10 protein-coding genes are annotated in these 13395 nt (G+C 29.6%); 1 reads left to right on the top strand and 9 read right to left on the bottom strand.

Annotation, left to right across the window (positions count from 1 at the left end):
- Positions 1 to 44: 44 nt before the first annotated feature.
- The 3 genes from BN2409_RS04695 to BN2409_RS04685 all read right to left on the bottom strand — a co-directional run bounded on the left by BN2409_RS04695 (position 45) and on the right by BN2409_RS04685 (position 5033).
- Positions 45 to 2063, bottom strand: a complete 2019-nt coding sequence (locus tag BN2409_RS04695) for a methyl-accepting chemotaxis protein (protein WP_053955511.1) — start codon at positions 2061 to 2063, stop codon at positions 45 to 47.
- Positions 2064 to 2198: 135 nt separating this feature from the next.
- Positions 2199 to 2780: a DUF4230 domain-containing protein gene (locus BN2409_RS04690; RefSeq protein WP_053955510.1), complete on the bottom strand. Its 582-nt coding sequence runs from the start codon at positions 2778 to 2780 to the stop codon at positions 2199 to 2201.
- Positions 2781 to 3023: 243 nt separating this feature from the next.
- Positions 3024 to 5033, bottom strand: coding sequence for a methyl-accepting chemotaxis protein (locus BN2409_RS04685; protein ID WP_053955509.1), 2010 nt, complete (start codon positions 5031 to 5033; stop codon positions 3024 to 3026).
- Between the two features lie 354 nt (positions 5034 to 5387).
- Here BN2409_RS04685 and BN2409_RS04680 point away from each other — a divergent pair, with 354 nt between their 5' ends.
- Positions 5388 to 5840 (top strand): Hsp20/alpha crystallin family protein, encoded by a 453-nt coding sequence (locus BN2409_RS04680; RefSeq protein ID WP_053955508.1) that lies wholly within the window; start codon positions 5388 to 5390, stop codon positions 5838 to 5840.
- A 16-nt stretch (positions 5841 to 5856) separates the two neighbouring features.
- Here BN2409_RS04680 and BN2409_RS04675 read toward each other — a convergent pair whose 3' ends face one another.
- The 6 genes from BN2409_RS04675 to BN2409_RS04650 all read right to left on the bottom strand — a co-directional run bounded on the left by BN2409_RS04675 (position 5857) and on the right by BN2409_RS04650 (position 13335).
- Positions 5857 to 7035 (bottom strand): iron-containing alcohol dehydrogenase, encoded by a 1179-nt coding sequence (locus BN2409_RS04675; protein ID WP_053955507.1) that lies wholly within the window; start codon positions 7033 to 7035, stop codon positions 5857 to 5859.
- Positions 7036 to 7195: 160 nt separating this feature from the next.
- On the bottom strand, positions 7196 to 8308 hold the full coding sequence (locus tag BN2409_RS04670) for an RNA-guided endonuclease InsQ/TnpB family protein (protein ID WP_053955506.1): 1113 nt from the start codon (positions 8306 to 8308) through the stop codon (positions 7196 to 7198).
- On the bottom strand, positions 8286 to 8897 hold the full coding sequence (locus BN2409_RS04665) for an IS607 family transposase (protein ID WP_053955505.1): 612 nt from the start codon (positions 8895 to 8897) through the stop codon (positions 8286 to 8288). Before BN2409_RS04665 ends, BN2409_RS04670 begins: the two co-directional genes overlap by 23 nt.
- Before the next feature lie 103 nt (positions 8898 to 9000).
- A complete protein-coding gene (locus BN2409_RS04660; RefSeq protein WP_053955504.1) occupies positions 9001 to 9810 on the bottom strand; it encodes an HAD family hydrolase in 810 nt (269 codons plus the stop codon).
- Complete coding sequence (locus BN2409_RS17700; protein WP_207642557.1) at positions 9807 to 12260, bottom strand: phosphoribosyltransferase; 2454 nt, start codon at positions 12258 to 12260, stop codon at positions 9807 to 9809. Before BN2409_RS17700 ends, BN2409_RS04660 begins: the two co-directional genes overlap by 4 nt.
- Positions 12244 to 13335: an HpcH/HpaI aldolase/citrate lyase family protein gene (locus BN2409_RS04650; protein ID WP_053955502.1), complete on the bottom strand. Its 1092-nt coding sequence runs from the start codon at positions 13333 to 13335 to the stop codon at positions 12244 to 12246. Before BN2409_RS04650 ends, BN2409_RS17700 begins: the two co-directional genes overlap by 17 nt.
- Between the last annotated feature and the right edge of the window lie 60 nt (positions 13336 to 13395).

Genomic DNA, 13395 nt, shown 5'->3' with positions numbered 1-13395 from the left:
TTTCAAAAACTAAGTGCCTGTATAATACAGGCACTTTCATTATACTAAATTTTAAACTTTTTCACCAATTCTTGAAGTTCCATAGAAAGCTCTGATAAACTTTCACTAGCTGATGCAATTTCTTCCATAGACGCTGTTTGTTCCTCGGCAGCAGCCGATACATTTTGAATTTGACTTGCCACTTCTTTACTTGTTTCTTCTATTTGAGTTGTAGAATAAACAATATCTTGACTACCCTCTGCTACTTGGCGAATGGATTCGGTCATAGTTTCTATTTGATTATTTACTTGATCTACTAAATATGAAATTTCACCAAAAGTTTTTTCTGTTCCTTTTACAGCTTGTATTCCTTTATCTACTTCTTTGAGTCCTTCATTCATCTTTTGATCTGCATAAAGAATATTATTCCCATTTTCTTCAATCAAATCATTAATGTCTTCCGTAGCTCTTTGAGTTTCTTCTGCAAGCTTTCTAACCTCTTCTGCAACCACTGCAAATCCTTTACCTGCATCCCCTGCACGTGCAGCTTCTATAGCTGCATTTAAAGCCAACAGATTTGTTTGTTGAGAAATATCTTGAATTAAATTAATAATATTATCAATTTTTTTAGAACTTTGCGTAATTTGAACCAAAGCATTTTGAACTTCATTCGTACTATTTCCAATATGATTCATTTGAAGAATCACTCCACTGATTTCTTGTTTTCCTATATTAGACTTTTCATATACAGTAGTACTTAATTGATTTACCTCTTGAGAAGTTGCAGATATTTCTTCAATACTTGCAGATATTTGCTGCATAGCAGAAGTCGCATTGAGCACTTCATTAAGCTGTTTTCCTGTATGAGATGCTACTTCCGTAGAAGAAGTAGCTACATGTTCAGATGCTAATGCAGATTGTTCTGATGTAGCCTTTAACTCCTCTGATGAACTTGCTACTTGCTCTGAAGAGCTTTGTATATGCTCAATAAATTTTCTTAAATTATGGGTTACCAATTGAAAAGAATTTGCCAATATTCCGATCTCATCTTTTCTTTTTGTATATTTCTCATCTACATCTTCCCTCACATCTAAATCAGCAATTTTTTCTGCATAATGTTTGATCCCTACAATAGGTTTTGAAATAGTTTTTCCAATGAAATATGCCACACCAATTCCTATCAATAATATCAAAACAGTAACCAATATTACTTTTTTCTTCATGTCAGGCAACATAGAAAGCATTTCTGATTTTTGTACTGTAATCACTACAATCCAATCTGTATTTTCTATATGAGAAAATCCAGCATACAACTCTTCTCCTTTAAATTCATATTCTCCAAAACCAATTTTTTCATTGATCATATTTTGACTTTGCTCTGCTATAGATTCCCATTCTTTATCTTTTTGAGCTCTTTCTAATATTCTAATTCCTTCTATTACCAAATTTTTATCTTTGTGCGCAATCAATTTTGTATTTTTGTTAATCATATAAGCATAGCCTGTTTCTCCAAAAGTTATATTATTTGTAATATTGCTTAAAAAGTTTCCATCTCCTATAGCTACTAAAACACCTGTCATAACTCCATGATCATAAATAGGTACAGCATATACCATCACTAACCCTCCATGATCATCTGGATTGATACTAACAGTAGGTTCCATTACTCCCCTTTTCCCTTGTAGTGCTACCTTATAATATTCCCTGCTAGATACATCTACAACTTGTCCATTTATACCATATGTATCTGTCAAATAAAGATTTCCTTGTAGATCTGCTACACCCATCCTCAAATATCCTTCTTTTTTAGCTGCCTCATTTAATATAGATATTTTATCTTGTATATTATTTTGTGAATTTGAAATTCTATCACGACTTGCAACACCTTCTAAAAAAACATATTGTCTATCTACATAGGTATGAATCAAATTTGAAGCTTCCTGAGCAGTCTGAGGCAATGTCTTTTGTACCTCATCAATTACTGTACCTTCCACTTCATACTGAGCAAACCATCCCATGATACTACAAACTACTAACAATAATACAGAAAAATAAACGATTAATTTATTTCCTATACTTTTCAATAAAAACCCCCCTTTTTGTTTTTTAAATTTTCCTTTTATATAAAATTACCCATTTTTATCTATATTCAAATATCTTTTCCTCCCCTCTACGTAAAAATCTCTTCCAAACTATAAAGAAGAAGAGATTTTATATGATTATCTAAAGCGAATATTTACTTTTTCAAAACCCATGCTTTTTAAATTGGTTTCCATCAATTTTTTTGTATATTCATTAGCCTCTTTTAAAAATCCTTTTTCAACAACTTCTTTTTCTACTTTTTTCTTTTCTTTTGTTAATACTTTCATCAAATCACCAAACTTTAATGGATTCAAAAGAGCAGAATTTTCATCATAAATAGTTACATCTTCTTCATTAAGTACATTATCCAAAATTTTTGCTTGATCTATAGTTACATCTATCTCATGATTTGAAATCATTTTTACATCTACTGATTTTAAATCTACACCTGCTTTTATATAGCCTGTATAAACAATTAAAAATGATTTTTTTGTAAATGGCAACTCTACTCCATTAAATTTTCTTGCATTTTTATAAGCTACTACATTTTTATAATTGTATTTTATAGTAACTAACTCAGACATTTGAGATATAGTTTGTTCTACAACCTCAGCGCTTATACTTTCTTTTTCATCTTTAAAATTTCCATATTGTAATACCCCTAATCCTATAACCATTCCTATTAAAATAAAAATAGTAATATTTTTAAATTTCTTCATATTCTCCCCCTTATAATCCTTCATAAACCCTAGTTACATACATATTATTATTTAAAAATATACCTTATTCATATCCATTTCAAACTTTTATATTGTATTTTTTGATATTTTTCTACAAATATCTTCTTTTTTCTTTATTATAAGGAAATATGGAGAATGAATCAATAGAAATGATTTTTTTATACCATGAAATATATGTAAAATACCCCCAAAGTACATTTTATTGTCCCTTGGGGGTTTGTATTAAATCTTAAATTTTAGTAGTTCTGCATTCAAACGAATAGCTAATTCATCTAACTCGTCTGTAGCTGTTGCAATTTCTTTCATAGCCATAGTTTGTTGCTCAATGGATGCACTTACTTCTTCTGATGAAGATGCTGTCTCTTGTGATATAGCAGAAATATTTTCTATAGCTCTTACAATTTCATCTTTTTGTCCATCTAATTTTCCTATTATTCTTTGAATATTTTCAATATCTTTTGTCACTTCTTGTATAGACCCATCTATTTTTTGAAAAGATTCATTGACTTTATCGACTCCTTCTTTTTGTGCTAAGGTAGTTGTTTTTACTTCTTTCATAGTATTTACTGTATATTCACTTTCTGATTGAATACTCATAATGATGTTCTTAATTCCATTAGAAGAATTTTTTGATTCCTCTGCAAGCTTTCTAATTTCTTCTGCTACTACTGCAAATCCCTTTCCTGATTCTCCAGCTCTTGCCGCCTCTATAGAAGCATTTAAAGCTAATAAATTTGTTTGCTCTGAAATAGAATCCATAGTCTCTAAAATCTTTCCAATAGTTTTTATCCTTCCATCTAAATCAATGACAGCTTTTTCTATTTCATTGATTTCTTCTTGAGTCACATTGGTCTTTTCCTCCAACTCTATTACTGCCTCTATTCCTTCTTGACCTCTTAAAATCGCTTCTTCAGAAGATATTTCAATAGGTTCCATATTTTTTATTAATTTTTGAAAAACTTCTGCTAAATTCATAGTAAGATGAGCCGCTTTTTCTGCTTCTGATGCTTGTTCTGATGCTCCTTGTGCAATAATTTCTGATGCTGATGCAACTTGTTCTAAAGAAACACTAGTAATTTCAGAAGTGGCTACTAAATTTTGAGAAGAAGAAGTTACCTCTATAGATACATCTTGAATCTTCTTTGTTAAATCCTTCAGTTTTTGCACCATATTATTAAAATTTTCATTAAGTAGTCCAATTTCATCTTTTCTATTATTTTGTATGTAAATATTTAAATCCCCATCTCTCACTTTCTGCATACTATTAACCAAAAGTTTTATTGCTTTGGACATACGGTTTGAAAATACATATGCAATAAAAATTGCACAAAATAGGGATATCCCCCCGATCCATAAAATATAATCCAAAATCACAGAAGTCTGATCTTGAATTTCATCTATGTACATACCTCCAAGTATTGTCCAATTTAGTTCTTCTAGTTTCGTATATACAGCAAATTTCTTGTACTTTTTATTGTTTTCTTTCCATAAATAATGGACTACACCTTCTTTATTTTTCTTGATTGCATCTATTACTTCTTTAGATGGAAAGATCTTTCCTACCAAGTCTTTATTCTTATGAGTAATTACTTTATCTGTCTCCTCTAATATAAAAGCATATCCCTCGTGTCCTATTTTTACATGTTTCATCATTTTATTGATAGTTTCCATAGATACATCTGCTCCTAATACTCCTAATAGTTGACTGTTCCCATCATAAATAGGAGTGGCTAAAGAAACTACATATTGATGAGTATCTAAATCTTCATAAGGCTGTGCCCAAATCATTGCTTTTTTCTTAACCGCCTCTTTATACCAATTCCTTTGTGTAAGATCATAATGATTTTTATCTGAGTAAGAAGGATAATCATAAATTGTACCATTTGTTTTTACAAAGTATATATTTAAAATATTAGGATTATTTTCTTTTAATTTTTTAAAATGATAAATCATTTCATCTGAAATATATTCTAAGTCTTCATTCTTTTGAAAAATAGAATCTTCACTCATAAAGGCAAGCACTTGTTCTACTCCTTTTAATTCATTTCTAATAGAAATTTCTAATTGCTTAATATATGCCAGAGAAGACCTCCCTAGTTCCTTTCCTGTTACTTCTACTGATTTTTTATAAGTATTTTGTCCTAAAATAATTAAAGGTACAGCAATCAAAATCATAGAAATGATAATTAATTTACTTTGAATGCTCATCCTTATTTTTAAAATTTGATTCATATCTTCTCCTCCGCTTCTTAGTTGATTTTAAATTTTTCAGTCCTTCTGTATCAATTGTAAATGATAATCATTATTGTTTCAACCCTTTATTTTTATATTGCCACATAAAAATCCCCATCTTCTTATGAATAACAGGGATCCTCGTATACTCTAGAGCTATGCATATATTGTCAAGACATTTGCATATGCTATAAATAGAAAACTTATAAAATCATGTAATAATCCTCAAATTCATACCAAAAACAAAGATAATCCATGAAATTAATCTAAAATAGGGATTGTATAAAAATCATATAAATGATATAAAATAATTAAGGTCAAAGAAAGTCAAAATACTTATGGAGGTGTTAAACTATGTTTGGAATGACCCCTTTTAACAGAAAAAACCAAATGCTAAGGAGAAATTATGATTTATTCAATATGGAAAATTTCTTTGAAGATTTCTTTACCCACTCATTTTTTGCACCTATGAATACCACTATGGGTCAAATGAAGGTAGATATTAAAGAAAAGGAAAACGAATATATTGTAGAAGCAGAATTACCAGGAGTAAATAAAGAAGAAATCCATATTGATCTTAAAGATGATCGTCTTACTATTTCTGTTGAAAAAAATGAAGTAACAAATGAAGAAAAAGAAAATTATATTCGAAAAGAAAGAAAATATGGTTCTATGATGAGAAATTTCTATATAGAAAATGTAGAACCTGAGAAAGTAGCAGCTCAATTTAATAATGGTATTCTTTCTATCTGTCTTCCTAAAAAAGAAGCATCTCAAATAAAGGGAAAAAAAATAGATATTCAATAAACGCAAAAGCGACCTATTAGGTCGCTTTTGTTGCTAATTGAAATATATTCACTACATCTTTTTCATGTAAAGTTACAAAGCTTCCTACACTTTGTGTTTTATTTTGTGTACATTTTTGGGCCATCTCTTCAAAATGTTCTTGTCCTATATTGAGTTCTTCTAAAGTAGTAGGCATTTTTATTTCTTGAAAGAAATTTTCTAGTCTTCGAATTCCTTCTAATGCTGTATTTTCAGGGTATTCAAAATCATACTCTACATCCCATACTCTCATCGCAAATTGAGCAAATCGATTGATATTATGTTTGTATACATACTTCATCCACGCAGGGATAATTACTGCAAGACCTGCTCCATGAGTTACATCATAAATTCCACTTAATTCATGTTCAATTCTATGAGATCCCCAATCTTCTACTCTTCCTGTACCTAAAATTCCATTATGAGCAATAGTACCTGCCCACATAATTTCTGCACGAGCATGATAATCCTTTGGATCTTTTAATGCCATAGGAGTATTTTTAATCATTGTTTTTAAAGTTGCCTCACAAAGTCTATCTGTCAAATCTACATGGTCTGTATTGGTAAAATATCTTTCTATCACATGTGCCATAATATCGACAGCTCCTGCTGATGTTTGATAAGGAGGAAGTGTATAAGTAACTTCAGGATTCATAATAGCAAACTGAGGACGCAAAAGATCATGATTGCATGCTTTTTTATACCATCCTTCTTCATTGGTAATGACAGAGCCCATGCTTGCTTCACTACCTGTAGCAGGAATGGTCAAAACAACCCCTATAGGAAGTACTTCTTTAGGTCTTGCTTTTTCTGTATAAAAATCCCATACATCACCACTATAAGGCACTCCTATTGCAATAGATTTTGCAGAATCAATGACACTTCCTCCACCCACTGCCAAAATAAAATCTATTTTTTCTTCTCTACAAATTTTGATTCCTTCTTGTACTAAACTTAATCTGGGATTAGGCTGTACACCTCCTAATTCAATACAATCAATTCCTTCTTCTTTTAAAGATGTTGTAATCTTTTCATAAAGCCCATATTTTTTGATGCTTCCTCCTCCATAATGAAGCAAAACTTTTTTGCTATATTTTTTCGTTTCTTGCCCTGCTTTGCTTTCTGTATCCTTACCAAATATGATTTTTGTTGGAAGATACAATTTAAAATTCTTCATATGCTTTCCGTTGCCAAAACCTTATAAAACTCTATAAGTTGGTTTAGTTCCCTGTTCAACGTACTCCATTTTGCCGTAGCTACTTTGGTTTGTATAGCACTCCGAGGGCTTAACTTCGGATACAACGAATCCTACACCTCAAGCATAACTGTTTAAGTAGTTATGCTGAATATCTGCTTAAATTAATTGAAGCATTAAGATCTCTATCAATTACTGCTCCACATTCTTCACAGATATAAGTCCTTTCAAATAGCCATAATTTAGTCTTTTTATGTCCGCACTCACTACATATTTTTGATGATGGATACCATTTATCTGCTTCAACAAATTCAATTCCATAGAACTCACATTTGTATTGAAGTTGTCTTTTGAACTCATATAGTCCTTGCTTAGCTATTGCTTTAGATAAATGGCGATTTTTCATCATATCTTTGATATTAAGTGTTTCCATCACTACTCTTGATGGCTTGGTTTTCACTATCTTTGTAGTTGCTTGGTGTAAGTGATTGTTCCTAATATTAGATAATCTTCTATGAAGTAGTCTAATATGCTTTTCAAGTTTTATAATGTTGCAAGTTTTGACGAACTTCCTCCCTTCTTTATTCAACTCATATTTTTTAGATATTTTACGTTGCAACCTACGTAATCTTTTCTCTAATTTCTTAACTAATCTTGTTTTATTAATATTTTCAAAAGTCATTCCGTTTGAGCATATAGCAAGGTCTTTAATACCTACATCTATGCCTATACTTTCATCAGTTAATTCTATTACATGATTTTCATTTTCAATACTTACAGATACATACCAATACTTTCCGTCAAAACTTACTCTTGGATTGGTGTATTTAACATCCATTGGTATTTGTTCTGATATTTTAATCCAGCCTACTTTTTCAATTAATACTAAATTCTCTTTAACTTTAAGTTTTGATGTATCATTATAGAATGAAGGTCTGCTTTTTCTTCTACTCTTAAATTTTGGCTTATCGGTTAACCCTTTAAAAAAATTTTTATAAGCATTACAAGCATCTTTTACAGCCTGTTTTGCCACATTGTTAGATACTTCATTAAGCCATTTAAGTTCCGATTTCTTTAGAATAGTTAACTCTTTTCTCAAATCACCATCATTTATAAATTTACCACCGTTTTTATAATTTTCTTCTTGTCTTGCAAGTGTCCAATTATAAATAAATCTTGCAGTACCAACTGATTGCCATAATTTTTGTTCCTGCTCTTTCGTTGGGTATAATCTAACTTTCTTCCCCAATATCACTTTCTAACAACTCCTTAATCATTTTTTTAGCTTTATTGGCTCTCTTGCTAAAAACCGTAACAATTTGGATTAAATCCTCAACTAGTTCCTGTTCCTCTGTCTTTTCAGTATTGTCTATAATTTCAATGGTAGTCCCATACTTATTACATAGGTTTTCTATAATCTCAAACCCAAATCTTAATAGCCTATCTTTATATAAAATTACTATTTTTTCAACTTCTGAATTAGTTACCATATCTATTAGTTGATTTAATCCTTTTTTGTTGTAGTTTATTCCACTTCCTATATCTTGGATAATTTCAAATTGATAACCTTTAGCAATCATATATGTTTTAACATTTTCTATTTGCCTTTCAAGGTCATCTTTTTGTTTATGGGAACTAACTCTACAATATCCTATTACTTTTTTAGTTTTAATTTCAATACCTTTAATTCCTAAAAAATGATTAAGTTGTTCTTGCGAATAATACCTATATCCTGTTGGTGCAACATGATGTGGCTTTAATATATGTTTTTTATCCCATTCTCTCAATGTTTGAGGATTTTTTCCTATTAATTTTGAAAATTGCCCTATAGAATAATATTTCATTTATATCACCTCTGAATTTATCATAATATAATCTTTAGGTAAACCCAATAAGGTTATATAAACTTCTATAAGGTTTTATCAGCAGCTATTTTACCTCCTTTATTTAATATGAGCAAAAACATTTTTCATTTTCCATACACTCTGATACTTTTTTTAAAATCTCTTCTCCAGCAAAAATCCCCTCTTTTTCTGTAAAATTTATAAAATCTACTTTTTCTTTTATTTGATAAATTTCTCCGTGAGTTGGAGCGATAGAATGATCTCCTATTTTTAACATAGGAAGATCTAAAAGAGAATCCCCTGCTACAATCATATCTTCTATTCCTTCTTTTTCTTTGATATAAGATAATGCCTTCCCTTTTGACACACATTTAGGAACAAAATACATTTTTCTTCCCTGAATAGATACCCTAAAATTTCTATCTTCTAACCACTGTATAAAATCATATAATCTCTCTGGAATATAATCTTTATGAATAATATAATAGATAAACAAATCATCTGCTACTCTGTTTTTAATCATCCATTCTTTTGATTCTATTTCTTTAAATTTTAAAAATACATCTTCAAAAGAAATACACTCTTTCTTTATTGTATCCATAATAAAATGATTCCACTCTTTGTCTACTTCTCCATTTACTAATATATTGCCTCCATTACTTGTAATGGCATACTCAATATCCATATGCTTAAATAAATGAATTCTTCTATATTGCTCTATTGTCCTTGTAGTAACAGGAATAAATAATATTTTCTCATGGATTTTTTTAAGATTTTTGACAGCTTCTTTTGTCATATAAGATAAAGGCTTTTCTTCTTTTTTTTCTACAATCTCTATTTGATCTTGTAAAAGATCTTGTGTAAACTTTTCAGAATAAATAAGTGTTCTATCTAAATCACTTGCAAATATCATTTTTGATCACCCTTCAAAGGCTTTATCAGCCCACAACATTCATAGGTCATATGAGGATATACTTCTACTAAAACATTTTTTTCTTTTGCTAAAAGTTCAATATGTTCTAAATTAGGACGTCCTTTTTCTTTCACTAAAACCTTCCATGGAATTCTTCTTAAAAGAACTCTGGTAGTCTCTCCTATTCCTGGTTTAATCAAATTGATATCATCTATTTTAAAATCCTTTTGAATAGTTTTGATGTTTTTCAAACCTTCCCAAGTTGGAGTATCCTCTTCTTCTTTTAAATTTATACTTATCTCATTTTTTACATTTTCAAATTCTTTTGTAATGGTATCAATAAAAAAATTAGATACATCTTTTTCTTTTAATTCTTTATAATATTTTGCTCCATGGAAATCATCTTCTTCAATCAAATCTTTTCTATGAACTGTTCTACTAACAAGTCCTGAAACAGTAGAATTTAAACACGCACTAGGAATTAAAAAATCCTCTCTTGTTCCAAATATAGAAGCGCAATACCCTGGATCTGCAAGTACTGCTAATGTATCATCTAAAAATACTCCATACTTCTTTTGAAAACTTTCACATGAATTTTCTAAAACCTTTGCAATTGCTCCTTTTCCAGTCCAACCATCAATAAATTGTATTTTAAAGCTAGGATGATTCTTTAATATATATTTTATAGCATTTTCATCTATTCCTTTTCCTCTAATAATAGAAATACTATAATGAGGTAGATCTATACCATACTGATATAAAATATATCTTTTGATCAAAATTCCTATAGGTGTACCTGCTCTTGCCAAAGAAACAAGTATGGTATCCTTTCCTTTTTTCTCTATAATCTTTTGTGCTACCCTTCCTACTGCTATGGCCATTTTTTTAGAAGATTCTTTTAAAGAAGAATAAAAAATATCCATATACTCATCAGATGGCATATACTCCACTGGAAGCATTTCAGAATAATGGGTTCCACTTTGTATGGCCACTTCTCTCTCCTTTGTACCTCTTTCCTTCATCAAAAAGCTTAAATCTTTTAATAAAAAAATCACATCTTCTTTTTTATAAGTTCCCATAGGATCAGGCATTTTAATATGCAAATAATGATCCGCACAAAATATAATATAAATATTGGAAATACCTGTATATTTGAGACTCTCTATAAATGAATGTAATTTTTGAGATGATATTTCTCTTTCTATAAAAATAAATAAATCATCATACCCCTTATAAGGAACATTATAAAAATAATTTAAAATAGAAGGATCATCAAAGCTTTCAAATGAGTATGCATTTTTTACTCCATATTCCTCTTGATTCAGTGGATGAATAGGACTTCTTGTAGTAGAATGATATTTTACTCCATCTCCCATGTAAGAAGCGATCTTCATAGGAATATACATAAATTCTCCTGTTCCTAAACAAAGAGTTCTTTTTCCTATTCTCTTTTTTTCTAAATATATACCTATTCTTTTACATACATCATCCAGCTTTTTATGATCTTTTTCATAAATTCCAAACCTTCCGGTTTCTTTTATATAGGGACAATTGCTTATATTTTGTTTTGTATCTTCAGAAGACAAAAGTATACTTTCAAAGAACTGTTTACTTTCTTGAAGCTTTATTTTCTTTATATTTGGAATGATTTTCTTTTTATTTTCCAAAGAATCATATTGTTCTTTTACTTCTCCTGATACCTCTATTTCTCCTGATACTAAAGAAACTGTATGAATTTTTATTCCTAATTCTTCTTCAAGGCATTTATATTTTTTTATATCTTCTTTATTTCTCCAGTCTAGTATAGACAATACAGCATATTGTTTTCTTGGATAAATCTTTTGAATCTCTTTGATCATATTTAAAATAGTTTTTCCTGTTGTGATCTCATCATCTATAAAAATAATAGGACAATTTGACATTAAAAGCCTATCCTCTATAGGATACAACCTATGGGTCGTAGCATGAGAATGTTCTTCTTCAAATTGAATCGTCTCATAACATCCTAATATTTCATCTCTCGTCGTATGAATATATCCTACGTCTCCCTCAAAGCATTCAAATACTCCATGTCCTAGAGCCGTAGCTGTTTCTGCAAATCCAATAAATAAAAGAGATTCATCTATACTTATTTTTTCTTTTTTGAATTTTTCATAAATCCTTGACCCTTCCTCTTCATTTATAATTCCTCTAGAGATCTCTTCATAAGACCCATGTATATTATAGATTTCGTTTGCATAAGAATAAGCTAATAACATACTTGTTAAAAGAGAAACTTGAGGAATGACTGGGATATGCTTTCCTAAGACTTTACTTACAAACAGAAAAGCTCTTTTTTTATTTTTTCTTGCCGCCATTAAAAAGAGGGATTCCATAGGAATATGATATATATTTTTATGGATCTTTACTTTCACTGATAATCCTTGTTCCATATTATAAACCTTTTCCATTAAATAGGTGGGTAAAATTTTTTCCTTCATGATACACCCCGTATATTTTTGATTTTATGAGTATCTTTTTTGCCCAATTCAAATGAGGCTTGATTTCATTCATTTTATTTTTATATTCACTCTTTAAAACTCCTACATTTCCATTATAATTCTTTACAATACTTAAAGCATCCATATATTCTTCATGACTTACTACATAAAGAGATTGAGCTACTTTTAAATGATTTGGATGAATAATCGTTTTTCCTACAAATCCATTTTCCTGATCTAATAATATTTCATGAATAAATCCATCTATATGATTATCTGAAAAGTATTCCCAGACAGGTCCCGAAACTACAAATTCTCCCTCTTCTCTTATAAAAAAATTGAGAATATCCGAAAGACAATCTGAAATCATTGAAATATCATAAATAGAAACTTTAGGACTTCTTCGAATTCCAAATATGCTTGAAAAATCTGTTCCTCCAACTCTTATATTCAAAACCCACTCTTTATTCTCTATTAAAATATCTCTGATCTTTAAAAGAGTATCTATTCTTTTTTCTTTATATATAATTTCTTTTGTTTCTAAAATAGGCATTCCATAAATTTTTTTTCCAAACTCGTTACAAATTTCTTTTAAACTTTTAAAATAATCTATTCCATTTTCTACTGAAAACTTAGGAAATACAAACCCCATAAGATATGAACTATATTCTTTAAGTTCATATGCTAATCTTACCATTTGCTCTTTATTTCTTATTCTTAAAAAGATAAAAGGAATATCTTTTATATGGATTTGTCCACTTTTTACACCTTCATCAATGATTTGGAATTCTTTTACTACTTTCTTTTCTGCTTTCTCAACAGCCAAATCCCCAATAGCATCCTCTAAACAAATGACCATAGATGTAATAGGATATTTAAAAGACAATACATCTTTTGCAATATTTTCCTTTACAGCAGGCATATAAAGAGTAGCTCCTAAAGCATAGGAAAGAATCTCTTTAGGACTTTCTCTATGAAAATCATGAGGAATTTCATAAAAAATAGACTTTTCTTCTTGAGGAGTCAAATGACTAAAATATCTCATACTCTATCTCCTTTATATTAGAAAATAATAAAAACCTAAACCTTAAGGTTAGGTTTCTAT

It is taken from the genome of Inediibacterium massiliense, from assembly GCF_001282725.1.
Classification (GTDB): domain Bacteria; phylum Bacillota; class Clostridia; order Peptostreptococcales; family Thermotaleaceae; genus Anaerophilus; species Anaerophilus massiliensis.
This window is presented reverse-complemented; position numbering and strand designations above follow the sequence as displayed.

What these genes read in the sequence shown, in the direction of transcription:
- BN2409_RS04690 (WP_053955510.1), bottom strand. Translation starts at nt 2,780, where the DNA reads ATGAAGAAATTTAAAAATATTACTATTTTTATTTTAATAGGAATGGTT.
- BN2409_RS04685 (WP_053955509.1), bottom strand. Translation starts at nt 5,033, where the DNA reads ATGAATCAAATTTTAAAAATAAGGATGAGCATTCAAAGTAAATTAATT.
- BN2409_RS04680 (WP_053955508.1), top strand. Translation starts at nt 5,388, where the DNA reads ATGTTTGGAATGACCCCTTTTAACAGAAAAAACCAAATGCTAAGGAGA.
- BN2409_RS04675 (WP_053955507.1), bottom strand. Translation starts at nt 7,035, where the DNA reads ATGAAGAATTTTAAATTGTATCTTCCAACAAAAATCATATTTGGTAAG.
- BN2409_RS04665 (WP_053955505.1), bottom strand. Translation starts at nt 8,897, where the DNA reads ATGAAATATTATTCTATAGGGCAATTTTCAAAATTAATAGGAAAAAAT.
- BN2409_RS04660 (WP_053955504.1), bottom strand. Translation starts at nt 9,810, where the DNA reads ATGATATTTGCAAGTGATTTAGATAGAACACTTATTTATTCTGAAAAG.
- BN2409_RS17700 (WP_207642557.1), bottom strand. Translation starts at nt 12,260, where the DNA reads ATGGAAAAGGTTTATAATATGGAACAAGGATTATCAGTGAAAGTAAAG.
- BN2409_RS04650 (WP_053955502.1), bottom strand. Translation starts at nt 13,335, where the DNA reads ATGAGATATTTTAGTCATTTGACTCCTCAAGAAGAAAAGTCTATTTTT.